This window comes from Fodinibacter luteus, assembly GCF_039541575.1.
Taxonomy (GTDB): domain Bacteria; phylum Actinomycetota; class Actinomycetes; order Actinomycetales; family Dermatophilaceae; genus Fodinibacter; species Fodinibacter luteus.
In genome coordinates this window covers 284,923-310,855 of the sequence record NZ_BAABGM010000015.1, presented here as the reverse complement: position 1 = coordinate 310,855, position 25,933 = coordinate 284,923, and the positions used below count along the sequence as shown (strand labels likewise).

The 25,933-nt window shown below is 68.6% G+C and carries 21 protein-coding genes and 2 pseudogenes; 14 read left to right on the top strand and 9 right to left on the bottom strand.

Annotation, left to right across the window (positions count from 1 at the left end):
• Position 1 precedes the first annotated feature (1 nt).
• Entirely contained in the window at positions 2 to 607 is a 606-nt protein-coding gene (locus ABD899_RS13250) for a hypothetical protein (protein ID WP_345206757.1), read from the top strand.
• Between the two features lie 103 nt (positions 608 to 710).
• Here the strand turns inward: ABD899_RS13250 and ABD899_RS13245 are convergent, their stop codons facing one another.
• Positions 711 to 1,535 carry a trypsin-like serine protease gene (locus ABD899_RS13245; protein ID WP_345206755.1) on the bottom strand — a complete coding sequence of 275 codons (825 nt, stop codon included), beginning with the start codon at positions 1,533 to 1,535 and terminating at the stop codon, positions 711 to 713.
• Between the two features lie 205 nt (positions 1,536 to 1,740).
• Positions 1,741 to 2,277 (bottom strand): YbaK/EbsC family protein, encoded by a 537-nt coding sequence (locus tag ABD899_RS13240; protein ID WP_345206753.1) that lies wholly within the window; start codon positions 2,275 to 2,277, stop codon positions 1,741 to 1,743.
• Between the two features lie 203 nt (positions 2,278 to 2,480).
• On the opposite strand from ABD899_RS13240, the gene ABD899_RS13235 reads away from it, so the two are divergent.
• From ABD899_RS13235 to ahcY, 4 genes are all read left to right on the top strand, one after another.
• A complete protein-coding gene (locus tag ABD899_RS13235) occupies positions 2,481 to 2,969 on the top strand; it encodes a hypothetical protein (protein ID WP_345206751.1) in 489 nt (162 codons plus the stop codon).
• A gap of 15 nt (positions 2,970 to 2,984) precedes the next feature.
• Entirely contained in the window at positions 2,985 to 5,561 is a 2,577-nt protein-coding gene (locus ABD899_RS13230; protein ID WP_345206749.1) for a M48 family metalloprotease, read from the top strand.
• Positions 5,562 to 5,610: 49 nt separating this feature from the next.
• The gene (locus ABD899_RS13225; protein WP_345206747.1) at positions 5,611 to 6,252 is read left to right on the top strand and encodes a hypothetical protein; all 642 of its coding nucleotides are present in this window, start codon (positions 5,611 to 5,613) and stop codon (positions 6,250 to 6,252) included.
• A gap of 461 nt (positions 6,253 to 6,713) precedes the next feature.
• A complete protein-coding gene (gene ahcY / locus ABD899_RS13220; RefSeq protein WP_345206745.1) occupies positions 6,714 to 8,171 on the top strand; it encodes an adenosylhomocysteinase in 1,458 nt (485 codons plus the stop codon).
• Positions 8,172 to 8,252: 81 nt separating this feature from the next.
• On the opposite strand, the gene ABD899_RS13215 is transcribed toward ahcY, so the two are convergent.
• Together ABD899_RS13215 and ABD899_RS13210 are read right to left on the bottom strand one after the other, a co-directional pair.
• The gene (locus ABD899_RS13215; protein WP_345206743.1) at positions 8,253 to 9,893 is read right to left on the bottom strand and encodes an IS1634 family transposase; all 1,641 of its coding nucleotides are present in this window, start codon (positions 9,891 to 9,893) and stop codon (positions 8,253 to 8,255) included.
• A 377-nt stretch (positions 9,894 to 10,270) separates the two neighbouring features.
• Positions 10,271 to 10,825, bottom strand: a pseudogene (locus ABD899_RS13210) (ISL3 family transposase); the annotation flags it as partial.
• 49 nt (positions 10,826 to 10,874) lie between these two features.
• Between ABD899_RS13210 and ABD899_RS13205 the strand changes: the two are divergent.
• A pseudogene (locus tag ABD899_RS13205) lies at positions 10,875 to 11,422 on the top strand (transposase).
• Between the two features lie 259 nt (positions 11,423 to 11,681).
• Here the strand turns inward: ABD899_RS13205 and ABD899_RS13200 are convergent.
• From ABD899_RS13200 to ABD899_RS13185, 5 genes are all read right to left on the bottom strand, one after another.
• Positions 11,682 to 12,440 (bottom strand): class I SAM-dependent methyltransferase, encoded by a 759-nt coding sequence (locus ABD899_RS13200; protein ID WP_345206739.1) that lies wholly within the window; start codon positions 12,438 to 12,440, stop codon positions 11,682 to 11,684.
• 153 nt (positions 12,441 to 12,593) lie between these two features.
• The gene (locus ABD899_RS13195) at positions 12,594 to 13,400 is read right to left on the bottom strand and encodes a glycosyltransferase family 2 protein (RefSeq protein ID WP_345206737.1); all 807 of its coding nucleotides are present in this window, start codon (positions 13,398 to 13,400) and stop codon (positions 12,594 to 12,596) included.
• 17 nt (positions 13,401 to 13,417) lie between these two features.
• Complete coding sequence (locus ABD899_RS13190; protein WP_345206735.1) at positions 13,418 to 14,875, bottom strand: oligosaccharide flippase family protein; 1,458 nt, start codon at positions 14,873 to 14,875, stop codon at positions 13,418 to 13,420.
• Positions 14,875 to 15,363, bottom strand: a complete 489-nt coding sequence (locus ABD899_RS18955; RefSeq protein WP_425474965.1) for a glycoside hydrolase family 99-like domain-containing protein — start codon at positions 15,361 to 15,363, stop codon at positions 14,875 to 14,877. The genes ABD899_RS13190 and ABD899_RS18955 overlap by 1 nt, the downstream gene beginning before the upstream one ends.
• Positions 15,360 to 16,358 carry a glycosyltransferase gene (locus ABD899_RS13185; protein WP_345206733.1) on the bottom strand — a complete coding sequence of 333 codons (999 nt, stop codon included), beginning with the start codon at positions 16,356 to 16,358 and terminating at the stop codon, positions 15,360 to 15,362. Before ABD899_RS13185 ends, ABD899_RS18955 begins: the two co-directional genes overlap by 4 nt.
• A gap of 445 nt (positions 16,359 to 16,803) precedes the next feature.
• Between ABD899_RS13185 and istA the strand changes: the two genes are divergently transcribed.
• From istA to ABD899_RS13145, 8 genes are all read left to right on the top strand, one after another.
• Positions 16,804 to 18,399 (top strand): IS21 family transposase, encoded by a 1,596-nt coding sequence (istA, locus tag ABD899_RS13180; protein WP_345206731.1) that lies wholly within the window; start codon positions 16,804 to 16,806, stop codon positions 18,397 to 18,399.
• Positions 18,396 to 19,175 carry an IS21-like element helper ATPase IstB gene (gene istB, locus ABD899_RS13175; protein ID WP_345206729.1) on the top strand — a complete coding sequence of 260 codons (780 nt, stop codon included), beginning with the start codon at positions 18,396 to 18,398 and terminating at the stop codon, positions 19,173 to 19,175. Before istA ends, istB begins: the two co-directional genes overlap by 4 nt.
• Before the next feature lie 666 nt (positions 19,176 to 19,841).
• Positions 19,842 to 20,849, top strand: coding sequence for a glycosyltransferase family 4 protein (locus ABD899_RS13170; RefSeq protein ID WP_345206727.1), 1,008 nt, complete (start codon positions 19,842 to 19,844; stop codon positions 20,847 to 20,849).
• Positions 20,850 to 20,926: 77 nt separating this feature from the next.
• Complete coding sequence (locus ABD899_RS13165; protein WP_345206725.1) at positions 20,927 to 22,018, top strand: glycosyltransferase family 4 protein; 1,092 nt, start codon at positions 20,927 to 20,929, stop codon at positions 22,016 to 22,018.
• Between the two features lie 110 nt (positions 22,019 to 22,128).
• Positions 22,129 to 23,085 (top strand): GDP-mannose 4,6-dehydratase, encoded by a 957-nt coding sequence (locus ABD899_RS13160; protein ID WP_345206723.1) that lies wholly within the window; start codon positions 22,129 to 22,131, stop codon positions 23,083 to 23,085.
• An 82-nt stretch (positions 23,086 to 23,167) separates the two neighbouring features.
• Entirely contained in the window at positions 23,168 to 24,184 is a 1,017-nt protein-coding gene (gene gmd / locus ABD899_RS13155; protein WP_345206721.1) for a GDP-mannose 4,6-dehydratase, read from the top strand.
• A complete protein-coding gene (locus ABD899_RS13150) occupies positions 24,181 to 24,969 on the top strand; it encodes a glycosyltransferase family 2 protein (RefSeq protein ID WP_345206719.1) in 789 nt (262 codons plus the stop codon). Before gmd ends, ABD899_RS13150 begins: the two co-directional genes overlap by 4 nt.
• Positions 24,966 to 25,928, top strand: a complete 963-nt coding sequence (locus tag ABD899_RS13145) for a GDP-L-fucose synthase family protein (RefSeq protein ID WP_345206717.1) — start codon at positions 24,966 to 24,968, stop codon at positions 25,926 to 25,928. Before ABD899_RS13150 ends, ABD899_RS13145 begins: the two co-directional genes overlap by 4 nt.
• Positions 25,929 to 25,933: the final 5 nt, after the last annotated feature.

Sequence of the window (25,933 nt, the reverse complement as noted above, 5' to 3'; positions counted from 1 at the left end):
GATGCGCCTGCTCCTTCCCGCACCCGGGTTGCGGCCGCTGTTCTACGAGGTCAACGTCTCGGAGGAACCCGCCGCGCTGTCGATCACGGGGTTCAACCACTCCCACGGCGTCGTGTCCCAGGCCGACGTGGTGCCGGACGGCGAGTTCGGCGTGACGTCGACGTTGATCCTGGGCGAGGATGCGGTCGCGGTCCGAATCGCCCTGTCCCAGTCGGGCGGAGGCTTGGCGGCCATGGAGGGCACCATCAGCGGCCAGCCCTTCGCGTTCGTCAACACGCCCTCCCGTCGGCCGCAGGTGGCCCGGGCACCGACGTTGGGCGAGTCCGACACGGCAGTCCTCGGGCACTGGCAGCCTGTGGCGAGGGGCCTGCGGATCCTCGCCTTCGCCCTGCGCAGCTACGAGTCGATCGACGAGGGGTGGAGCGCCTCCCCGTGCCGGCTGGTTCTGGGCGCGATCGCCGTCGGCGCCTCGGCGTTCCGGACCGCCGACACCGACCCCCAGGCCCTGGACGACTACCGCGAGGCGATCCGGGCTGCCGACGCCTGGCTCGTCCAGGGCAACTGCGTCGACCGCGTGGCCCCGCTCTCGCACCTCGAACCCACCTGACCGGGCTCGGCGGACGAGGACGCGCCGCCAAGGCCGAAGCCCCGACGGCGCGCCCCCCACTTCGGGCCGGGCCGCCAGCAGCAGGCCCGTACGCGAGGGTGTCTCAGCCCAGGAAAGTGTTGACCCAGTCGAGTGCCCACGAGCGGTCCATGCGGAACACCCCGCCGGTGCCGCCGCACGTGCTGTTCATGCCGAACGACGTGACGCCCGCGACGACGTTGGTGTTGCCCAGGAAGTTCGGGCCGCCGGAGTCGCCGAAGCACGTGCCGCCGGTGTTGGCGTTGTTCGACAGCAGCATCGAGAAGTCACCGGTGAAGCCGGGGGCGTTGAGCTGGATGAGCCGCGGGGTGGCGACCATCCGGATCTTCAGGGCGCTCTCCTTCCACGCCGCCGCATCCGGGAACGACTTCTGCAGCCCGTAGCCGACCGACGTGAAGGTCTGCTTCGTCAGGCCGCGCTTGGTCTTCAGCGCGTCGAGGCTGTCGAGCCTCGGCAGGGCGCCGTACGTGACCTTGTCGACCGGCTTGTCCAGCACGACGACACCGAGGTCGCGCACGAAGAACGCGTCGGGGTTGTAGTCCGGGTGGGTGTAGGTCGTACCCGTCGCGTCGTAGCCGCTGTTCGGGTAGCCGGCCAACGACTGGACGTCGGCGGCGAAGTAGATGACGGCCGACTTGGCGGGGGCCTCGGTGCAGTGACCGGCGGTCAGATACACATTTGCCGAGATGAGCGTGCCGGAGCAGCGCCACAGCGGGGCGCCGGAGGCATCCCGGGCGACCATGAGCCCGACGTAGGGGTGACCGTCACCGTCGAGGGCGCCGTCGGTGACGGCGTTCGCGGGTGCGGCGGACAGTGCGGCGAGCAGGCCGGCGGCGAGGGTTGCCACGCCCATGGCCCAGCGGCGACGTGGGCGACGTGAACTGCGCATGCGGTTCTCTTTTCGGTGATGGGGGTCCGACGTTTCGACAGTAGGCCTGGTCACCGACGCTGTCCCCGGGTCTACGGAGCCACACGCCGGATGCCGTGTGAGGCCTGTCACCGTCGCCCCACCTCCCAGCGTTGGAGCGGAGGAGGACACGGGCTGACCGCGCGCCAGCCCTCCCGCTCAGCCCGCCGTAGGTTCCCCCACGAAGTCAGCCCAGCGGCTGGGCCAGGGCGAGGTGCTCGGCTCCCGGCAGCCCCAGCAGGTCGGCCCCGGTGAGCAGCAGCTTGCTGCGCCGTAGCCCCGACCCGACGACGACCTCCCCGGCATCGACGACGGCCTCGTCGACGAGCACCGGCCACTCGTCGGGCAGCCCGAGCGGTGTGATGCCGCCGAATTCCATCCCGGTGAGCCCGACGGCATCCTCGTGGGGTGCGAACGAGATCTTCCGGGCGCCGAGGTGGCGGCGCACGATGCCGTTGACGTCGGCGCGATGGGTGGCGAGCACCATGACCGCGGCGTAGGTCGTCACCTCGCCGCGGCGGCCGGCGACGACGACGCAGTTCGCGCTCGCGGCGGGCGCCACGTCGTAGGCCGCGCAGAAGGATGCCGTGTCGGCGAGTGTCGGGTCGATCGGCGCGACGAGGGCGTCGGGCACCGCACCGACCGCCGACGCGACCGGGGGCGCGAGCAGCTCGGGGTGCGTCGCGGCAGGCGACCAGGGGAGCGTTCCACGGGCGGAGGGCATACGCACGACGGTAGCCGTCGCGGCGGGCGCATCACGAGGGCAGCGCTCGTGCCCGATACCGCTCCTCCCGCGCCCAGTCGGGGCCGCGGGACGTGACCGACGGGTCACTCGCAGCACTGGGCACCGCTCGAGCGCGGCGCCTACGATGAGGTCAGGTGCAGGGGGCAGCAACTGGGGGTGCGATGTCCAGCAACGACCAAGCGTTGACGCCTCAGGACGAGCAGGACCTCGTGCGCCTGCTCGCCCACCAGGTGGTCCAGGTGACCGCTCCGGAAGAGCTGCTCGTCTTCGACGAGACGGCGGAGGAGTACTTCGCCGACCCGCACGGCGTGCTCGCCGCCACGGGCCGTGACGAGGCTGTGGGGTTCGGCGTCGACATGGCGCTGCTCACCCCGTACATCCTCGCGGTGGCGACACCGGTCATCCAGCTGCTGGCGTCGATGGTGGGGGACGCCCTCAAGAAGGAGGGGCAGCCCTCGGTCCACGCGTTCGTGCGGCGCCTGCTCCGCCGCGACGAGGGCACGCAGCCCGCCCCCGCCGCTGCGCGGCCGGAGCCCCTCACCCCCGACCAGCTCGCCCGGGTGCGCCAGGTCGCGACCGAACGGGGGAGGGCCGTCGGCCTCCCGCAGGACCAGGCCGACCTGCTCGCCGACGCGATCGCCGGCGGCATCTCGGTGACGCCGACGACGTGAGGGGCGGCGACTGCGATGGCCACCCCGCTCGCCAGCGACACCCCGCTCGTGACTACCCGCGCGCGTCCGAACGTGCTCGCGATGCCGTCGTCGACGGTCTCGCGCTTCGTCCTGCTCGTGGCCGCACTCCTCAGCTCAGGGTTGTTCGTGGGCACGTGGATCCACAACGAGACGGCAGCCTTCGGGGACTGGCTGGCCAGGGTGCGGGAGTGCGAGGCGCTGCGACCGCCGGTGGCACCGGGTGCGAGCGCCTCCGAGGTGCTGCTCGCCGAGCAGGTGGTCCTCCAGTGCCTCGAGGGCGCTCAGCAGCGGCTCGCCTGGTTCGCCGTCGGTGGCGTCGTGCTGACCCTCCTCGCCGCGTGCGTCGTGCTCGCGGTGGTGCCCGCCGTCATCATCCGCCGGCGCCGGCTCCGGCCCGCGGGGCCTGAGCTCGCCGCCGCGTCCGAGCGGCTCACGGCCCTCGCGGGCGAGTGCGGCCTGCGTCGCGCTCCCCAGACGATGGTGGGCTCGGCCAGGCTGCGCGACGCCTTCAGCCTCGGCCTCCCGGGCCGGTACCGGGTGGCGCTGCCGCCCGCCCTGGCGGTCCGCAGCACCGGCCGGGCCTTCGAGCCGATGGTCCGGCACGAACTGGCGCACGTGGCCCGGCACGACGTGACGATCGCGTGGTCGGCTCGCGCCCTCTGGTACGTGGTGGGGGTCCTGCTGCTGCTCCCCGTCGTCGTCGCGATCGCACAGGCCGACGTGAGCCTCCTGCCGGCGTACCTGTGGCGGGCCACGCTGCTGCTGGCCGCCACCGTGCTGGCCTCGGCCGGCATCCTGCGCTCGCGGGAGTACGACGCAGACCTCGGCTCCGCCACGACGAGTGCGCGTCGTGAGGCGCTCACCTCGGTGCTCGGCACGTCTGGGCGGGCGCCCGCCACCGGGTGGAGGCGCCTGCTGGCCCACCACCCCGCTGCCTCGCAACGCCTGTCTGAGCTCGCGGACCCGGGCCCGCTGGCGCGCCCCTCGGCGGTCGACGGTGCGGTCGCAGGCTTCCTCGCCGGCGTGACCGTCCCGATGCTCGTCGCGCTCATGGCGACGGTTCCCTCCGTGACCCGGTGGGCGTACGTCCTGCCCGCTGCGCTCGTCGGGCCGATGCTCGGGGCCACGGTGGGCCTGGCGCTGGGACGCCCGGCAGTCGTCGACGTCGTCACGGGCTCCCGGATGCTGCCGCCCTCCTCGCGCGTCGTGGCGGCCGCCCTGGCGGCGGGCTACCTCGTCGGCCAGGCCGCGTCGCTGGCAGCCGTCGGGAGCGAGACCGTCACGGGTTCGACGACCCCGCTGCCTCCGCTGCTCGGCGCACTGGCCTTGGCCGGAACCACCTTCGTCGTGGCCGGACTGGCCGCCCTGGCCGCCGACCGCTCCGCGCACCTGTCGGCCCGCGGCTACACGACCGCCACCATCATTGTGTCCGCGGTGCTCTTCGCCTTCGTGCTGTGGGCTGCCACGACGCTGACGAGCGCGCTCGACCTCGGCGGGTGGTCGCTGGCCACCCAGGTGGCTGCGACGCTGCTGAGCCGACCTCCCGCCGTCGCCCTCGTCGTCGCCCTCGCCGTGACGGTGCTCCTTCTCGTGGCCCGTCGCGAGTCGCATCCCCCGAGGTGGGCCGTGGAGGGTGAGCTCGAGACGGTGCAGGCGGCCGGCGGACCCTCGGTCCGCCCTTGGCAGGCGCTGCTCGTGGCGCTCGTTGCCGGGACGGTCGGCGCGTCGACGATCCTCGCCTTCCGGCTCGCGGCCGGAGCGGCCCAGGGCGAGGACGAGCAGTTGCAGCGGTTCGAGGTGTACACGTACGTGTTCGCCGCCGTGGGAGCAGCAGCGGGACTGACCCTCCTCGTGCTCCACGGGTTGCGCGGCACGGGCCTCGGCCTGCTCGCGGCGCCCGCCGGCTCGGCCGTGGCAGCCCTCGGCTTCGTCGTCGTCAACACCGCCTTCGGAGGGGCGCCGACACCGGCCTTCGTCCTCGAGGTCGTCGGTCGCGGGCTGCCCGTCGGCGTGCTGCTCTTCGTCGTGGGCTCCCTCATGTGCCTCGTCGTGCCCGAGCAGGCCGGCCGCCGGCCGGTGTGGCTCCTCGTCGGGGTCGCCGCGCTCCTCGCCTTCGTCGCCGCCGTCGCCCCCATCGCCGCCCGCGACGCGATCAGCCCACTGTCCCGGGCCTCCGCCCCCGGTACGGCGGTCGAGGAGTACGTCGTCGGCTACGCCGCGTCCGTGACCGCTCGGCTCTCTGCCGTCGACCGGGCCACCACGGCGATCGACGCCGACGTCGGCCTGACCGGTCCGGAGCGGGCCCAGCGGATCCGGGACGAGCTCGTCGCCCCCGTCGACCAGCTGCTCGTCGAGGCCGCGGCGGTCGCCCCCGCGGACGAGGGCCTGGCACGCGCCCACGCGCTCCTCGTCCAAGGTCTGGAGGGCACGAGTGCGGCGTTCGTGGGCTTCGCACGCGCCTTCGAGACCGACGACCCCGCCCTGTTCCAGCAGGCCCAGGCGGACCGGGCCGCGGCTCAGCAACTGCTCGGGGCGTGGCTCGAGGAGGTGGGCGGGCGGCAGGCCGAGTGATGGCGGAAGCCACGGAGTTTCAGAGACGAGAGAGTCAGGGGGAGCTGCCATGAAGCGCAAGGCGACGCGCGACGGCATCCGGAGGGTGCGTTCAGGATCGGTGTCGCTGGGCAGGTTGCTGGGCGTCGCCGCCCTGGCCGGCGCAGTGCTCATCGCCGGCTGCGGGACGAGCATGGACACGCCGGCCGGCGACGACGTCACCAGCGACGGCACGCAGACCTGGGCGCCGACCGAGGACCTCCCCGCGGACGACGGGACGCCCACCGTCCACCCCTCGCCTGCCCCCGAACCGTCCCTGCTGGAGCCCCCAGAGGCGCAGGGCGACTCCGCCTGGTTCGCTGCCGCGGACAACGCGTGCGGCCTGGCCATCGACATGTACCGCTCCTGGAAGGCGCAGGCGGGCTCCGACGCGGCACCCGAGGTGCTGGCGCTCGGTGCGGCATCGGCCGCGACGCAGGCCGCCGACACCATCGACGCGATGCCGCAGCCGATGTCCGCGGAGGCCCTGGACCTCCGCGAGTCGGTCGTGGCCTGGGCCACCGCCTACCGGGACCTGGCCCTGGCCATGGACAGCGGAACGTACTCGGAGGTCATCGCCGCGGGGGACGACATCGAGGTCGCCGCGGACGGGGTCCGCGGCGGCGCGGGCACCGCCGCGCCGTCCTGCCTGGCGATGATCCACGACGTGTAGCCGCGAACACGAGCAGGCCGGCACCGAGCCGCCGCACCCCCCTGCGGGTACAGCGGCCCGGCAGCCTGTGCAGGCGCCGAGCACGGCACGGACTCCTGGGTGGCGTGGTGGGGGCTCCGGTCGCCGGCGGCGCGTGCGGCCCCTCCAGCGCATCGTCGACGGCGGGCGGGTGGCCCCCACCGATCGCCTCGCCGTCCTCTACAGCGCCGTGCCGCAACGACCCAAGGGTGCGCGGCATCCCGCATATTCAACCTCAACTCGCACCGGCTCGGCAGCCACATCGAGAATCTGGGCGGATCCCGTGGGAAGCCAGCGTCCAAGGTGACCAGCGGGTTCGTGGGCTCACCGCCCCACTGCGGTATTCTGGCCCTCTGCCGGCGCGGGTGATAACCCTCCACGCACGTGCGGCCCAGAAGGGCGACGCCGGGTCAACTCACCTTCTGACTCCGAGGAGCTCACGCATGTCCGTTGACCACAAGGTCCGCGACCTCACCCTGGCCGAGGCCGGCCGCCACCAGATCCGACTCGCCGAGCACGAGATGCCGGGCCTCATGGCCCTGCGCGCCGAGTTCGGCGACTCCCAGCCCCTCAAGGGCGCCCGCATCGCCGGCTCGCTGCACATGACCGTGCAGACCGCGGTGCTCATCGAGACGCTCACCGCGCTCGGCGCCGAGGTCCGCTGGGCCTCGTGCAACATCTACTCCACCCAGGACGAGGCGGCCGCCGCCGTCGTCGTCGGGCCGAACGGCACCCCCGAGGACCCGCAGGGCGTTCCGGTCTTCGCCTGGAAGGGCGAGACCCTCGAGGAGTACTGGGACTGCACCGAGCAGATCCTGACCTGGCCCGGCGGTCCGGGCGAGGGCGCGAACATGATCCTCGACGACGGTGGCGACGCCACGATGCTCGTCCACAAGGGCAAGGAGTGGGAGGCCGCCGGCCAGGTGCCCCCCACGACCGAGGAGGACTCCGAGGAGTTCGGCGTCTTCAAGGCGCTCGTGCGCCGCACCCTCGCGCAGGACCCGCAGAAGTGGACCACGGTCGCCGCCGGCATCAAGGGCGTCACCGAGGAGACGACGACCGGCGTGCACCGCCTCTACCAGCTGGCCGAGGCCGGCGAGTTGCTCTTCCCGGCGATCAACGTCAACGACTCGGTCACCAAGAGCAAGTTCGACAACAAGTACGGCTGCCGCCACTCCCTCATCGACGGCCTGAACCGGGCAACCGACGTGCTCATCGGCGGCAAGGTCGCCGTCGTCGCGGGCTACGGCGACGTCGGCAAGGGCTGCGCGGAGTCGCTGCGCGGCCAGGGCGCCCGGGTCATCGTCACCGAGATCGACCCGATCTGCGCGCTGCAGGCCGCGATGGACGGCTACCAGGTCGCCCGGCTCGACTCGGTCGTCGACCAGGCCGACATCATCATCACCTCGACCGGCTGCTTCAACGTCGTCACGGCCGAGCACATGCAGCAGATGAAGAACAAGGCGATCCTGGCCAACATCGGCCACTTCGACAACGAGATCGACATGGCCGGGCTGGCCCGCGTCCCCGGGATCACCAAGACCGAGATCAAGCCGCAGGTGCACGAGTGGACCTTCGAGGACGGTGAGTCGATCATCGTGCTGTCCGAGGGGCGCCTCATGAACCTCGGCAACGCCACGGGGCACCCGAGCTTCGTCATGTCGAACTCGTTCTCGAACCAGACGATCGCGCAGATCGAGCTGTTCACCAAGACGGACGAGTACGTCGACGAGGAGGGCGCCCCGACGGTCGAGACGCTGCCCAAGCACCTCGACGAGAAGGTCGCGCAGCTGCACCTGGACGCGCTCGGGGTCGAGCTCACCGAGCTGACCAAGGAGCAGGCCGAGTACCTCGGCGTCGACGTCGCCGGCCCGTACAAGCCGGAGCACTACCGCTACTGACTTCCCGTCACGCGCGCAGGTGAGCGCCCGGCGTCCTGCATCGGATGCCGGGCGCTGACGTCCTGAGTTGGGTCAATCGGTTTAGTGCCTTGAGGCCGGGTGGTGCAGGGCGTTGAGGATGGTGGCCTCGTCGGGTCCGAGCGCGGGCGGGATGGTGGTGATCACGCCGTTGATCTCGACGGTGGCTGAGCGCAGTGGGCCCAGGGTGCGCAGGACCCGTCGTAAGGACAGCCCGGTGCGGTTCTGCACGACGCGGGAGATCGCCAAGGCGGCGAACACGATGGTCAGGTGGGCCTCGATCGCGTCGCGGGTTCTGGCGAACATGGGCCTGGCGCGTAGGTCGGTCTTGGACATGCGGAAGGACTGCTCGACCTGCCAGAGGTCGTGGTAGCTGGCGATGACCTCACCGGCGGGCATCACGTGCGCGCGGATGTTGGTGACGTAGCCCTTGAGCCCGACCAGGGCGCGAGCTCGGGCCAAGGCGGTGTCGTCCAGGGAGCGCGAGCCGTTGGTGGTCTTGACGAACCGCGGCGTGCGGGCGGCCTTCTCACCGGCGACCACGGCCTTGGCCCGGTTCTCCTGCAACGTCAAGGTGACGCTGTCGCGGGCAGCGCGTTTGCTCGAGTAGGCCCACACCGCCCGCCACGACCCCGGATGCTCTTGCGGGTTCCAGGCCGGTTCGGCCTTGACCAGCCGGTCGTTCTCCGGTCGTCGACCGGCGTGCCGGGGGGTCAGGGTGTCGATGATCTGCCCGTCGGTGAACGCGTCGCCGTGCCAGCGGAAGTGCGACGCCAGGTCCTTGGGTGCCTTGGTCACCCGCGACCCGACGATGAACCGCAGCCCAGCCTCGTCCAGCGCTTTGAGGTTGGCTGAGGACAGCATCCCGGCGTCAGCGACCACGACCATGTCGGCCAGGCCGTGGCGGGCCTGGAAGGCCTTGACGATCGGCACGATCGTGGCCGTCTCTGCCTTGTTGCCTTCGTAGCAGCCGATCTCCAATGGGAACCCTTGGCGGTCCACCAGCAGCCCGACCACGATCTGCGGGTCGACCCGCCGCTCCTTGGAGTAGCCGACCTTGCGCAGGTCGTCCTCCTTCTCCGCCTCGAAGTACAGGGTGGTGACGTCGTAGAGCACCAACGACACATCCCCCGCGGTCCACGCGTGCTCGAAGCAGGCCGCGGCGATCTGCTCCCGGTACGAACCCCGGTGGCAGCGACGCAGCGTCCGCTTGCGCGTCGACAGGCTCACCGCGCGCCGTCCCAACCCCGCCAGGACACGGTCGATGTCGAGCAGGCTGGTCGGCTCCACGATCCGGGCGATCACCAGATCGCGGAAACTGTCATCGCCCACGACGTCGAACCCCAAGCTGGTGTACACCCCGGCCAACGCCTCGTACAGCACCCCCGAGGACGTCTTGAGCACCCGCGACCGCGGCACCATCACCCGGGCCGGCGACGGCGACGCCGGGTCCGCGAACAACCCCGGCAACCCAGGCGGGGCCACCATCACCGCCTTCGCCGCCATCGGCGTGAGCCCCAGATCCAGCACCCCCTGCCGGTCATCGGCCAGCAGACGCCGCGCCTGCTCCATCAGCAGCCCCAGCTCAGCCTCGTCCCGCGCGGAGCCGACATGCCGCACGATCCGACGCCGACCACCGACCGACTCAGCGATCTGCACCGCCGTGGCACCCGAGGCCGTCCGCACCCGCCGAACCCACGCCACCGCCCGATCCTACCCACCCGATTAGTGCCTTGGAGACACACTAAGGAATCGCATCACTGCAGGTCAGCGCGATCCGGCCGTCACGAAATCGCTCACGTGACCCAAGTCAGGCCGGGCGCTGACGTCACCGCCGTCGCAGCCAGCCGCGCGCCCTCATGTGGTCGCAGGCAGACCACCCTCACGTTCCCAGACGGCCCACTCTAGGGGATCAATCAGAAGTGCTCGTCTCCCGAGGGAGTGGCACGTGCAGTATCCGCAGTGCCGGCGGTCCGGAGGTGATCCCCCCGCGGTCCGACAGCGAGGGAGAGGCTACGGCGTGGCTGCCATCGGCCACCGATGCGCCCTTGGTAGCTCGGAACGCCACTCTAATCCGGGGCTCATCCCAAACGAAGGTGTAGTTGGGGTCTGAAGCCACCGGTCTCGAGTAGGGATCTGGCGATGTAGTTGGTCAGGTTGCGGAACCCCAGAGCGGAGCCGCGCAAGTGCTCCAAGCGCCCGTTGAGCGCCTCGGTCGGACCGTTGCTTGTGCCGGGTCGGTCGAAGTAGGCCAGCACGTCGCCGGCGCGCTGGGTCGGGGTCCATCCTAGCCGCCGCAGCTCGGTCAGCGCGGCGGGGACGCCCTCGCGCAGGCAGTCGATCAGGGCGGTCATCGCCGCACGGGCTCGGGCGCGGTCGGGGTCGCGGTACGCGGCGATCATCCGCTGATAGACACCCCAGGTGGCCTCGACCTCCACGTGCTCGGCGTCGGCGAACAGGACCATCAGGCGTTCGCGTTGCCGGTCGGTGAGCAGCTCCTCACCGGGGTGCAGGGTCCGCCGGGCCCGGTACAGCGGGTCCCCGGCCAGGCCGCGGTGGCCGTGCAGCTCCTGCTGCACCCGGCGCCGGCACCGGTTCACAGCGTCCCCGGCCAACCGCACGAAGTGAAACGGGTTATGCCGACTTCGGCATAACCCGTTCCACCTGGTGCGCCTGGCCAACGACATGCCCACCCAGGTCCGCCAGCACGCGACCCGCCACGTGCGCGGACGCCGTGGTCGCAAGCGCGACCCCGAGTGGGCCGGCCGGCGCAAGCTGCTCATCGGCCACGAACGCCTCGACGAGGGCGCGTTCGCGAAGGTGTGGAACGCCCTCATGAACGGCGGCGACCCCGGAATCGAGATCCTGCACGCGTACACCGTCAAGGAACGCCAACGCGCCCTGCTGGCGCTGTCCGGGACCAACCCCGACCGCACCCTCATCGGCGAGCGGCTCTGGGCGTTGCACGAGCAAGCCGCGACCACGTCCTCCCCGGAGGTGCACCGCTTCGCCGCGACCATCGAGCAGTGTGGCCGGCCATCGAGGCCGCGATCATCACCGACTACTCCAACGCCCGATCCGAGGGCTACAACCGCCTGGCGAAACACCAAGGCCGCAACGCCTTCGGCTACCGCAACGTCCACAATCACCGCCGCGTCATACGCTGGGCCTGCACTCGTCAACACCGACGAGCCTCAGCTGCGATCAGCGAGGTGCCCGGTCAAGTTCGATGAGCCAGTCAACCGCTATTGGTGATCGGCCCGGCGGGCTGGTTGCGCGGGTCGGGGCCTCGCTCACAGGGCATGGCCGACCGGGTCTGCGGTCAGGTCAGCTCCAACTCGCCCTGCCCCGGATGAAGCCGGGCCTGCGCGACCTCCCAGCAGGTCGACCGGCTCAGCCGGCCTGCTGAGAATTCCGCCGGGGCGAAAAGGAGAACTACGTGGTGTTCGGGCGCCGTGGCGGCTCATTGCTTCGCTCGCGGCATGCGGTGATTCAGTCCGTGTGCCTGACCGAGATGACGGCCGAGATTGAATCAGCCTCGTCTGCAAGCCTGACTCCGCATGAGCAAACCAGCTGCGGGTAGTCGAAGGTGGTGGAACCACAGCGGTAACAGGACAGTGGTAGCGTCGCGCGACGGTACAGTTCGATCGAATCAATCTGATCAAACAGTGTACGCACGTCAGACGGAGTGAAGAGGGAGCGCCTCGATAGTGCATCCACCAGGCCGTCGCTGAGGCTACCTCCGGTGCTCTGTATGTGCTCAAATGCCAACAGCAGTTGATAGCTGTTGGTCGACCGTCGGTCCTGACGGCTCATCGACGGGTGGGCCGGATGCGACGTATGGAGGTCCTCAAGGATGTACACTCCACCGTCGCGGACAAATGGCAGGGCTGCCACGAGACAATTGCGTTGATGTTGCGGTAGGTGGCTGCCATCGTCTATGACGAGATCATAAGGCCCCGGCCGCTGCTCGAAGAGGCGATGGAGTTGGCTTGAGTCCCCTTGGTCTACGCGCACGTAGTCGATGCGCTCGGACCTAGGCCAATCGTCCTGCGTGGGCAGGATGTCGCAGCCCACGATTATTGCCGCGGGATAGCGCTCGGCGAGGTATCGGAGGGAGGCGCCGTGAAAGACACCGAACTCCAAGACCCTCTGTGCTCCGGTCAACCGCTTGAGGTGCGGCTCGTAGAAGTCGATGTACCGGTGCCATGTCATCTTGTCTGAACTGGCGAGGTGAGCGGCTGCAGTCACAGACCCAGAGTGGCATAGGTAGGTCCAACATGGGCGCATTCCGGCAACGAGCGGTGGGGCGACGGGGCTGACCGTCGAGCCTGGTCTGCTCGCGACACCTCAGCGATGCACCCTGCAACACAGCGTCATCTTGAGCTTTCGTTGTTCGCTTGACTATGTTCCGAGAATGCCCCTTGCCCGCTCGCGGTCGTTCTCCCCGACCTGCTCCTCAGTTCCCACTTCCAGGAGGAGGCGCTGCTTGCTGAATACGAGAGTCCGGTATGTGAGCATGAGCACTAGTAGAGACAAGCCTCGCCAGCCGTCGCGCCAGATGCCGTCACGGACAGCACGATTGACGAATTCGCCCGCCAGATCCCTTGCGAGCCGTGGAAGCGACGGCAGCACCCCCGCAGTGTCACGTTCTTGAGCCTCCACAGTTGTGTATCGGTTCATCTTCGACACAAACTGTTCCCAACTCACGTAGTTGAAGTGATGGACCACTCCCGCATCTTCGCCGAGCCGTAGCAATCGCGCTGGGTCCTCAGCGCAGATTCCTCCGTGAACGTCAGGGCTCATGCGCACTCGATCTTTGCGGAAGAAGCGGACGTGTCTTTCGCGATTTGGGGACCAGCCGGTACCGCGTAGTCGCTTCCCCATCATGTAGGTGTGAAACGTCATCTCGACTACATCGAAGTCTTGGCTGTACGAGGCAGCGTCGAGTGCGCGAGATAGCGCGGGATCGACTACCTCGTCCGGATCCAGAAGTAGCACCCATTCTGCGGTAGCTTGGGCGACGAGGGTCGGCCGCAGCATCTCGACCGCGTCCGCCCGCGGCAGGTTGACAACCCGGGCACCGTACCGGCGAGCAACTTCGGGGCTGCCGTCGTCGCTACCCAGGTCCGCCACCAAGATCTCCGTGGCGAGGTTCTGGACCGAGGATAGTGACTCGGCAAGCAGTCGGCGCTCGTTGAGTGTCACCATGACCACACTGATTGAAGTCATACCCGTATCCCTCTTGCGGCGTCAAGGACCATCGTGCGCACGCTACGGCGTGCCAGCATGAAACCGGCGTAGGCCATGAGCATTATCAGCAGAGCGCTGAGTAGACGCCACAAGCTGGGGCCGGGCATGATGGCGTACGCCGTCCTGCCTATGGCGGCGGCGGCCACGGCCATGCACCACGGAACGACGGCAGTGCGAATCCAAGGGAACTCAACGCGGCGGGTCACCACGCGAAAGAGCAGCAGGTTGGTCACTTGCACGAGGAGGTTCGCGACCCCGAAGCCGATGAACCCCAGCCACGCTATGAGCGGGACGCCGAGGGCCCAAGTGGCAACCATCCAAACCACGGCAAAGACAAACGTCGTCCGCGATTCTCCAAGGGCGTTCAGAGCCGCCATCCCTACAGCGGCAGCCGGGACTAGGATGTTGGCAGCCCAGAGCCACCAGAAGACAGGCAGTCCGGGTGCCCACTGTTCACCGAAGACGTCTTGGACGATGGGCTCGGAGAACACGAGTATAGCCATGGCGAGGGGGGCGACCAATCCATAGGCGGCGAATAACGATGTGCGGACCGCGGTGCGAAGATCATCGTGCTCGAACTGGAGGCGGGCGAACCAGGTCAGAAGCAGACGTTGCATTGCGAACAATGCGAAGAGCGCGAACGCAGCGAACCGCTGGGCCCACTCGACAAGGCCCACCTGTGTGGCACCAGCTATAAGACCGATCATGAGTGGATTAATGCTGTCCTTCGCCACTGAAATTAGCGCGATGCCCTGGTAAGGAAGGCCGAATCGCAGGTGGTGGCGCAGTCTCTTGGTGCTCAAATACAGCCTCGGTCGCCAGGGTGACGCGACAAGTAGCCAGCCAGTGCCAACCAGGGTGCCGGCTACAATGCCGAAGCCGAGGCTTATGGTGCCCCGCCCCATTCCTGCCATGGCGACCGCCACGAGGTTGAACGTAATCACTTCAGCTACGCTGGCCGCACCAATCGGCCCAAATTGAAGTTGACGTTCGAGCCGGACGATGGGCACAGTCCTCAGTGCCGCGATGAGAGGGGCGACAAGGGCAAGAGCGACCACCTGCGTTCCATCTGGGGAGAGTGAAAGCGCGACGCCAAGGCGTGGGATGGCAAACCAAGCCGCGGCAGCGAGAGTCAGACTGACTGCTAGTTGAAAAGTGAAGGCTAGTCTTAAGTCGGGGGTGCTGGGAGGCTCGGACTCGCGAATAAGACTGGCTCCGATCCCACCTTCGCTGATCACCATCGAAAGCGAGACGGCGAGCGCGGCGAATGCATAGTAGCCAAAGTCCGCTGGCTGGAGGAGGCGGGCAAGGGCGATCCCGCCGAGGAGCATGGCGGCGCTGACCAAGACTTGTCGTGCACCCAATACCAAGGCGCCGGCGAAGGCACGCCTAGTGAGATCCGGAATGGCCGGCAGCGGTCCCTCAGGGCCCATCAGCAAGCCGCACGCAGAGGCGGCTTAAGCGCCAAAGCGGATACGTAACTGCCCCGACAACGCATGTGCCAAAGAGATCGCGACTCACCTGCACACAACGCGCTCAGAGTTGAGGCATCCATGTTCCCTCGACCGTGCGGGCGGGAAGTCGCTGGTGTCCGGCTGTGGCGGTCATGCCAGCGGGCCCACGGAAGTGCTTGTTGGCGGTGAGGGCGGCTGCCGCCCGAGAAAAGGGTGGTGATGACACCCGAAAAAGTAGATGCCATGCGTTGTTTCGAGGGCCGCCTGCGCCGCTTTGTCGTCGCCAGCCGCAGATTGAAGAACCTCGGAGCCCCGGGCGCATGGAGTTGACAGTGCCCGCAGGGGGCAGGAGCACCAGCCGCATCACCCCATTCCGCGAAGCCTGGTCGCCTCCACTCGTCGTTCTGCAGGATCGGGTGGAATTGGAGGTAGAAGGCAAAAGAATGTTGATGGGGTGCATTCGTCATGTCGCCGTATCCCGCGCTGCCGTTGGCCTTTCCTCCCACCCCGGTGAGTAGCCGGCCACGCGTTCAGCGCCGGGTTCTACCGGCTGCTTCGTCCGTCGTAGCGCAGCGTAACCCGCAAGCAGCCCTCGGACCCCTGCCGCCACGTTGTCCCATTCACGACCTTTGGCAGCGATCGCCATGGCGCGAAGAAGGAAGTAGGGAGGAGCGAGAATCCGCGATAGTGCCGTGCCGTGCGCCCCTTGAAAAAGAACCACATTCCTGCTTGCCCAGTAGGCGGGCATCCCGGCCGAGTGTTGATGTGCAGACGCTTGAAGCGCTGTGACGACGCGCCACCCATTTGCCCGCAAGCGACAATGCAATTCGGTCTCCTCGAAGTAGAGGAAGAAGTCTTCTCGAAAGGGTTGAGATTCCAGGGCCTCAATGCGATACGCAACGCAGGCTCCATCCAGCCAGTCCACATCGCGAACAGCCGCCGCCGATGAGGGCCCGTCGAGAATGTGGCGAGGGAGGCGGAGTAGCCGTGTCAGTTCGCCCCCCTCAGACCAGATCCGGCCGGCGCTTGTCGTGAGCCGACCGGGCCCGACTGCGGCGATGCGAGGATCTTCGCCAAGAGCGGCCACCATCGTGTGAAGTGATGCTGCATCAATCAGCGCCTCGTGTGTGAGGACGAGCACGACCTTGGAACCCGACGTGACGGAAACCCCCCGGTTTACAGCGGCCCCATATCCGCGGTTACGCATCGAATGGACGTGCCATCCCTCGCTCGTCCGATTGAGCGCCGACCGAATCCCCTTGTCCTCACTGTTGTCCACAACCACGACAGACTCCGCACGAACTCCAGCGGAGATCACTGCTTTCACTGTTTGGAGTACGTCCGGGAATCGTCGATGGTGCACCACAACCGCACACACGGAATTGAGCAGGTTCCGTTGCGGGTCGATCGCCGGGGTGACGGAGACCCGCGGGTCACTCGATGGCGGCTCCTGCCCGAACATGACCTTGAGTGTAGGTGCCGGCGGGTCCGGGGCTAGGCCGCCGACTCTCGGTACCACTGTTGTGCACGGCGATGAGCGGCTGACCCCGGGCATCGATGAACGGATCTGCGTCGGCTCGGCTCGAGCCTGGGCGGTTCGTGGCGTGCTCAGCCCACGGGACGGTCGTAGGGCCTGACTTGGCTCATTCCGTTAGTACGTGAGGATCGTGCGATCCGGGCCCCTGGCGCCGATCGACGGCGTCGAAGGGGCACCCTCGGACCCCTTGGTGGGCTCTGTATGTCCGTGGCCATGGAAAAGTCCCCGGTAGTGGCCAAGTAGAGGTCCCCGGTGGTGGCCGTGTGAAAGTCCCCACTCCTTGCTCGTCGTGTCGATCCGGAGCGTGAAGCCCTGAGCGGTGGAGTAGCGGTGTCTAGCCAGCTACGCCACCGCCCAGGAGGGCTCCATTGTGATGTCTGCGAGGGAACGAATGAGCATCATCTCCGCCTACCAGCAGGTGGGCACTTACCGTGGGGCCGCAGCGATCTGCGGGACCACGCACAAGACGGTCAAGCGGGTCGTGCAGCGTGCGGAGGCCGGTGACGAGCCGCCGGTGCGTGAGCGGCGGCCGTCGAACTACGAGGGTGTGCGCGCTTTGGTCGGCCAGGCGGTGACGAGCACGCAGGGGCGGATCAGCGCGAAGCGGTTGCTGCCGCGGGCCCGCGCCCAGGGGTACACCGGCTCGGACCGGAACTTCCGTCGTCTGGTCGCGCAGGAGAAGAAGGCGTGGCGTCGTGAGAACGGTCGGGGCCGGCGGCCGGCGGTGTGGAGCCCGGGTGAGCACCTGGTCATCGACTGGGGCGTCATCGCCGGGGTCCACGTCTTCTGCGCGGTGCTGGCGTGGTCGCGGGTGCGGTTCGTGCGGTTCGCAGCCGATGAGAAGGCGGCCACGACGCTGGCGCTGCTCGCGCAGTGCTTCGAAGCCCTTGGTGGGGTGCCGAAGGTCGTGCTGGCCGACCGGATGGGGTGCCTCAAGGGTGGCGTGGTCGCCAACCGGGTGGTCCCCACGGCCGAGTACGTCCGGTTCGCCACGCACTACCGGTTCCGGCCGGACTTCTGCGAGGCGGCCGACCCACAGTCCAAGGGCATCGTGGAGAACCTCGTCGGGTACGGCAAGGAGGACCTGCTGCGCCCGCTGCTGCTCGAGCACACCTTGGACGCCGACGGCGAGGCGACCGGTGGTAGTCAGTCCCGCGCTGCCGCAGCGGTTTTGGCTGACCTGGCCGTGGCGAACGAGCACGCCCGGGCGTGGTGTGCGCAGGTCAACGCCGCTGTTCACTCCCAGACGTGCGCGGTCCCGGCGCAGCGGCTGGCCGTCGAGGCCGAGCTGCTCACACCGTTGCCGTCGCTGCGCCCTCATATCGGGCCGCCGCCGATCATGCGCAAGGTCGACAAGCTGGCCACGGTGCGGGTCGGCTCGGCCCGCTACTCGGTACCGGTGGCGCTGTGCGGGAGCGCGGTGGCGGTGCTCGTGGACGGGCCGCGGGTGCTGATCCTGGACCCGGGCAGCGGGGTCGTGCATGCGCAGCACCCGCTCAAGGCTCCCGGGGAGGCCTCCATCCTTGACGAGCACTACGGCGGCCCGCGGCCGGCACCGGCCAGGGCGATCCGCCCGAAAACCGCTGCGGAGAAACAGTTCTGCTCGCTCGGTGAGGTCGCGCACGCGTTCATCGCCGGCGCCGCCGCAGCGGGGCACACCCGCCTGGGGCCCGAGCTGGCCGAGCTGAACACCCTGGCCGCGGCCCACGGGGAGCAGGCCTTCACCGCGGCCCTGGAGCGGGCGGTCGCGTTCCGCCGATGGAAGGCCAGCGATGTGCGCTCGATCCTGGCCGCGGGGGCCGGTACCCCGCACCCGCGCCACGCTGGGGACGCGCTGATCATCGACCTGCCCACCAGCACGGGACGGTCCCTGACCGAGTACGCCCCCACCAACCACGCTGGAAGCGAGCCGGATTCACCGGGCACAGGCATAGCGGCCGGTGCCGGGCGGGTGGTGTCCTCATGACCGCGACGAGCCCGCCGCCGCTGGCGGCGGACCTGACCGCTGGGCTTCGCCGGCTCAAGCTCGCCACGATCCGCGAGGTCGCCCCCGAGCTGCTGCTCACCGCCAAGACCCAACGGTGGGCCCCCGAGGAGGTCCTACGGGCCCTGGTCGAACGGGAGATCGCCGCCCGCGACGCCTCCAACCAGCGCGCCCGGCTCAAAGCCGCTGGGTTCCCCGTCGTCAAGACCATTGAGGAGTTCGACCTGGCCGCGTCCTCGATCCCGGCCCCGACCTGGGCGTACCTGACCAGCCTGGAATGGATCGCCGCCAAGGAGAACCTCGCCCTGATCGGCCCAGCCGGCACGGGCAAGTCCCACACCCTGATCGCGCTCGGCCACGCCGCCGTCACCGCCGGCCACAAGGTCAAGTACCTCACCGCCGCCGACCTCATCGAGAACCTCTATCGAGGCCTGGCCGACAACACCGTCGGCAAGACCATCGAGGGCCTCCTGCGCCACGACCTCCTCCTGGTCGACGAAGTCGGCTTCGCCCCGCTCGACGACACCGGCGCACAACTACTGTTCCGCGTCATCGCCGCCGCCTACGAACGCCGCTCCCTGGGCATCGCCTCACACTTCTCCTTCGAGGACTGGGGCCGGTTCCTGCCCGAACACACCACCGCCGTGTCCATGCTCGACCGGCTCCTGCACCACGCCACCACCGTGGTCACCAGCGGCCAGTCCTACCGCATGCTCCAGGCCCGAACCCGGACAGGAGGGCGCCCCACCACGAGCTGAACAACCCGCAAGGAGTGGGGACTTCTACTTGGCCACCAGCGGTGACCTAGGACTGGCCATTGACACTGTAGCTGGATGGCGGCCCCTCCTCGCATGGAATTGGTCCTCGCTCGCTCGATGTGGACCGAGGGAGGCCCTGTCGCGGATCCACAGGGGGATGAGCTCGCCTCGTTCCCACAAGAATGGACCCACATCGGGAAGATTCGCGCTTCGCGCCGCCTATCCGGGGACCGAACGGCCGTGGCGACGCCCCCAGATCGCGACCGGGGCGTTGTCGCCGCCCTCCTGTTAGTGCGTGAAATCGCGCAGTTCTGAAGGAGTCGCCGCAGGTCACAGCCTTACGGCCCATGCGGAACAAGGAACGTGAGCCAAGCCGGGTGGGCGGTTCGTGGCGTGCTCGGCCCACGGGACGGTCGTAGGGAGTTCGTGGTGCATTTGAGCCAACAGCGCCGGGTACGCTGCCGGTGTGGAGGCTGCAGTCGCCTGGGAGGCGCGTGATGACTCCCGGGGCACAAACAGATTGTGGGCGTCGAACCGAGAGGTTTCGAGCTCGAACAGGCGCTTGACTGCGGACGAGCTCGCGCAGGTCCGAATTTGACCCCCGACGGCCCGTCTCTCGTTCCCCTAAGTGTGGGGGTCTCCGCTCTGACGCTGGTTGAAAGTGCGATGGGCGGCACTGAGGCGTACTTCTCTGGCCTTGTGTCCGCTCTGGCTCGTTCGGACGTCCGGATGGTCGTGCACGCCCCTTGGGGCGCCGGCACTGTGAACGGCGTGCCGACCGTGGTCCACGCGTCGCGGGCCTCTGAACGGGTAATTGATCGATTGCTTCACCTGGCCAGGCTCAGCGTTCACCCTGGTTGGCTAGTCAAGGGCGGCCGCGTCGATGTGATCCATTACCCGTTCACCGTTCCGCTGCCAAGCAGTAGGGGGATCCCTCACGTGGTCACCCTGCATGACGTTCAGCACCTCGCCCTGGGACACAACTTCACCCGGCCTGAGCTGGCCTATCGATCCATCGCCTACGACCGTTCTGCACGGAGGGCCGATGCAGTGATCACTGACAGCGAGTTCAGCAAAGGCGAAATAGTCAAGTACTTGGGGATCCCTCCTGAGAAGGTGCACGTGGTGCACCTCGGACTAGAGGCGGACCTCACGCCTGCGCCGCGCTCCCGTGAACAGTTCGTGCTGTACCCCGCGCGACGGTGGCCTCACAAGAACCACGGCCGGCTCCTGGACGCAGTCGCACTGCTGCGAGAGGACCGGCCTTCGTTGCGGCTGGTACTCACCGGAGGGGGGAAGCTTCTCGCTGATGCGCCGCCCTGGGTGGACCAGTTGGGGGTGGTTCCCCGGGAGACGCTGCTCGAGCTGTATCGCAGGGCGGCATGTTTAGCATTCCCGAGCCTGTATGAGGGCTTCGGGATGCCGCCCCTCGAGGCGATGGCGGTACGGTGCCCGGCTGCTGTGTCCACACGGGGATCGCTCCCAGAGGTGTGTGGGGACGAGGTCGAGTACTTTGACCCGCTCGACGTGGGAAGCATTGCTGGCGCGGTAGATCGAGCCATGGCCGCCACGCCGGCCCGGGTGGACGCGGCGGAGGCCCACGCCCGTCAGTTCACATGGGAGCGAGCAGCAGCCGAGCACATCCGCATCTTTCGTGAGGTGGCCCTTCAGTGAGCAAGGTTGTCTGGTGCCACCCGAGGCCCTGGGGGCCGGCGAGGCACGGTGGGGACCTTCGCACCCGTGGCCTCGTGATGACCGCCCTCAAGGCCGGGCACGACGTCACCATCGTGACACCGTGGGGGGCCGAGCTGCTCCACGAGACCGCACCACGCGTGGTCCCCTTCCGACAACCCCACCCCTATCCGCTCCTTGCCGCCATGAAAGTGGTTTCCCGCCACCCGCTCCGTTCGCCTCGCATCGGTCCGAGGGCTCGGCATGAGGTCCTGCGGGCCGTCGACGCGTTCGAGCCGGACGTTGCGGTCGTCTCGGAGATCATGAGCTGGAGCTTCGCGCAGAGGCTGATCCCCCCTGGAGTGCGTCTTGTGTACGACGCACAGAACGTGGAAGGGGCGCTATTTCGTGACATGACGGCGCTTGCCAGGACCAGACTGGATCGCCTCACCTTCGCGGTGGATACAAGAAGGGTGGCCAGAGCGGAGCGGCAGCTGGCCAAGAGCGCCGAGCAGGTTCTGTGCGTCTCGGGTGACGACGCGCAGATCCTCGCTTCGATCGCAGGTCACGACCGCGTACGCGTAGTACCCAACTCGGTGCCCACACCCGACTCCGCGACTGATGTCGAGTCCACGGAGGGTCGGGCCTTGTTCGTCGGCACGCTGGACTATCCCCCCAACGTCGCCGCCGTCACGGAGCTCGTTGAACACATCTGGCCTGCGGTGCTGCGCGCGAGTCCGAACTCTGAACTACACGTGGTGGGCCGAAGGCCGACTCCGGCTCTTCGTCGTCTCGTCGAGGCCGCCCCCAACGTTACGCTGCACATTGACATCGCCGACCTCACGCCGCATTACCACTCGACGCGAGTCGTCGTTACCCCCATCCGGAGAGGCGGTGGAACCAAGCTCAAGGTCTTCGAGGCGCTCTCGTTCGGTGTCCCCGTGGTGGCGACGAGCGAGGCGCTGAACGGCATCCCCGTGGATGCATCTGAGGTGGCACGCGCTGACAGCGTGGAGGAGATCGTTGACGCGCTCGCCACTCTGCTGACCGACCGGGTGACGGCCTCTGCCCTCGGTCGGCGGGCACGAAACGCCTTTGTCGATCGGCTCAGTTGGGAGGCAGCTGCCCTGCCCCCGTTGGACAAGGCGCTGGCACGTCCATGGGGGTGCTGAGGGGCCTTGGCATGGCCCGACGGTGTTGCTGACCCCCTCCCGAGCACGTCGTCGCACTCGATCCTGCCCTAGCCTGTGCAGGTGCTTAGGCCAGCAGAGAACGGGACTCGATGACCCGGGCCCTTGTGACCGGAGTCGCCGGGCAGGATGGGTGGTACCTCGCTCGTCGGCTCCTCAGCTCCGGCATCGAGGTGCACGGTGTCGTTCGGGATGCGGCGAAGGTCGCCGCGGTCAGTACAGAGCATCCAGGGATCGTTGTGCACGTCGCGGACCTCTCAACCGAGGAAGCGGTACGGGACGCCGTCGAGGCGAGCGAGCCCCACCACATCTACAACCTGGCGGGCAGCACGTCTGTCGCCGCCTCTTGGCAGCAGCCGGTCCTGACCGCCGACATCGTCGGTGTGGGACCGGTGCGGCTCCTGCGCGCCGCCTGGGAACTGCAGGAGCGGCTGGGCCGCGAGGTCAGGTTCGTCCAGGCGTCGAGCGCAGAGGTGTTCGGCGACCCTTCGCAGGTTCCGCAGGACGAGAACACGCCTCATGCCCCGGTCACCCCATACGGAGCCGCGAAGGACATGGCCCACCAGATGGTGGCCGTCTACCGTCGCCGAGGGCTGTTCGCGACGAACGCCATCCTCTACAACCATGAGTCCCCACGCCGCCCGCCGACCTTCGTCGCCCGGAAGATCACACGGGGCGTCGCCGCGGTCGCGCGCGGGGAGCGGACGCACCTGACCCTGGGCAACGTCGACGTGCGGCGCGACTGGGGCTTCGCCCAGGACCACGTCGGCGCGATGGTCCTCCTTATGCAGGCCGCCGCGCCGGGCGACTTCGTCGTCGCGACGGGTGACGCGCACACGGTCAGGGACTTCGTGAAGGAGGCGTTCGCGGTGGTCGGCATCGACGACTACGAACGGCACCTTCGCATCGACCCTGCGCTCTATCGCCCCGCTGACCCCAGTGCGCTGGTGGGGAATGCCGGTCGCCTGCTGGCCCTGGGGTGGACGCCGAGCGTGACGTTCAGCGAACTGGTCGCACTGATGGTGGCGGCCGAGTTGGAATCGGTGTGATCTGCCCGCAGATACGATGTCGGACCGCGGAGCCACGTAGAGCGCGGGCATCGCGAGCACTACAGACGGGGCTGAGGCAGAAGTGACCAAGCGGGCGTTCATCACCGGCATCACCGGCCAGGACGGGTCGTACCTCGCCGAGCTGCTCCTCACCAAGGGCTACGAGGTCCACGGGCTGATCCGACGCGCCTCGACGTTCAACACCTCCCGCATCGACCACCTGTACGTCGATCCGCACGACGAGGCGGTGCGGCTGTTCCTCCACTACGGCGACATCACCGACGGGTCACGGCTCGTCACGCTGCTCAACCAAGTTGCTCCCGACGAGGTCTACCACCTGGCGGCCCAGTCGCACGTGCGCGTCAGCTTCGACGAACCGGAGTACACCGGCGACACGACGGGGCTCGGCACCATCCGTCTGCTTGAGGCAATCCGCATGATCGGCCTCGAGTGCCGGTTCTACCAGGCCTCGAGCTCCGAGATGTTCGGCGCGGCCTCCCCGCCACAGCACGAGGAGACCCCCTTCCACCCGCGCAGCCCGTACGGTGCCGCCAAGGTGTACAGCTACTGGGCGACCCGCAACTACCGCGAGGCGTACGGCATGTTCGCCGTCAACGGCATCCTGTTCAACCACGAGAGCCCACGTCGTGGGGAGACCTTCGTGACCCGCAAGATCACCCGTGCCGTTGCGCGGATCGCCGAGGGCCTGCAGGACGAGCTGTACCTCGGCAACCTCTACGCAGCTCGGGACTGGGGCTACGCACCCGAGTACGTCGAGGCGATGTGGCTCATGCTGCAGCACGGCTCCCCGGACGACTACGTGGTCGCCACCGGCTCATCCCACACGGTGCGGGACTTCGTGGCGATCGCCTTCGGCCATGCCGGCCTGGACTGGGAGAAGCACGTCCGCTTCGATGACCGCTATCTCCGTCCCGCGGAGGTCGATTCGCTCGTCGGGGATCCGTCGCGTGCAGCATCGCAGCTCGGCTGGCGCGCGCAGGTCCAGACCCCGGAGCTGGCAGCGATCATGGTCGATGCCGACCGCCGGATGCTCGCCGCCAATGGGGCCACCTGGGTGCACGAGGCATGGCCGCGGTGAGCGCAGTGCCGGAACACCTCAGGAAGGTCCTCGCAGTGGTGCCGACCCTCGGGGAGCGCACCGACACGCTGGGCCCAGCGTTGGCAAGCCTCACCGCACAGGACGGGGTGGAGTGCACCGTCGTCGTCGTTGCACCCGAGGATGCCGTGGAAGCGCGTCGGATCGCCGTTGCCCACGGGGGCCTGGTCGTGGACGATCCCGGGAGGGGGCTGGGGGCCGCCGTGAATGCCGGGATCGCCGCGGCCCGGGACGAGCGGTACTTCGCGTGGATCGGCGACGACGACGCCATGCGACCGGGTGGCCTGCGAACGCTCGTCGGCCTGCTGGAGCGGGCCCCCGACGCCGTGGTGGCCTACGGCGGCTGCGAGTACATGAACCACGAGGGGCACGTCTTCGCCATCAGCCGCCTGGGCCGGCTCGCGACGTGGGTGTTGCCCTGGGGCCCAGACCTCATCCCGCAACCCGCATCGCTCACCAGGCTCGATCACCTGCGCGCGGTAGGGCCCTTCGACGAGTCGCTGCGCTTCGTGATGGACCTGGACATGTTCCTGCGCCTGCGCCGGCGTGGACGCTTCGTGAGCACACGGCACCCCGTTGCGACCTATCGCTGGCACCCGGACGCCCTCACCGTGGCCAACCGCGACCTCTCGATCCACGAGGCTGAGCAGGTGAAACGAAGGCACCTCCCACCACCTCTGGCCAAGCTGGCCTGGGCGTGGGACCTGCCGGTCCGGACCTCGATCCGCATCGTCTCCCGCCGACTGACGGCCAAGGCCCGCCCATGACCCGCCCCTGGACGCCCCAGCCCCTCGATCGTGAAGCCCGCTTCTACGTGGCGGGTCATCGAGGGCTCGCCGGAGGAGCGCTGTGGCGCCACCTCCAGAGAGAGGGCTTCACCAACCTCCTTGGCCGAGGCTCCCAGGAGCTCGACTTGCGTCGCGACGGTGACGTCAGGGCGTTCTTCGAGCGTGAGCAGCCCCGATACGTCGTCCTGGCGGCAGCCCGCGTTGGCGGGATCGCGGCGAACGCCGCCGAACCGGTGGAGTTCCTCAGCGACAACCTCCGCATCCAGGTCAACGTGCTCGACGCGGCGCACACGGTGGGCGTGGAGCGGCTCCTCTTCCTGGGGTCATCGTGCATCTACCCCAGGTTGGCCGCGCAACCCATCACCGAGGACTCCCTTCTGACCGGCCCTCTGGAGGAGACCAACAAGGCCTACGCCATTGCAAAGATCGCCGGGGTCATGCACGTGCAGGCGATGCGCCGTGAGCACGGGCACGCGTGGATCAGTGCCATGCCGACGAACCTCTACGGACCCGGAGACAACTACGACGCGCAGTCCTCGCACGTGCTGGCAGCCCTCATCCGGCGGTTCGACGAGGCTGTTCGTTCCGGCGGCCGGCGGGTTACGAACTGGGGCACCGGAGCCCCCCGAAGGGAGTTTCTCCACGTCGACGACCTCGCCGGAGCGCTGGTGGCCCTGCTCGAGCGGTATGACGACGACTCGCCAGTCAACGTCGGGACCGGCAGCGACCTGACGATCGCCGAGCTGGCGGAGCTCGTCGCAGCCGCAACGGGGTACGCCGGTGAGGTCGCCTGGGACCCGTCGCGCCCCGATGGAACGCCCCGCAAGCTGCTGGACGTCTCCAGGCTGCACGCGCTCGGGTGGCGACACGGCATCAACCTCGAGGCCGGCATCGCAGCAACCGTTGACTCGTACCGCCGTGGAAGGGACCAGTCGTAGCAGAG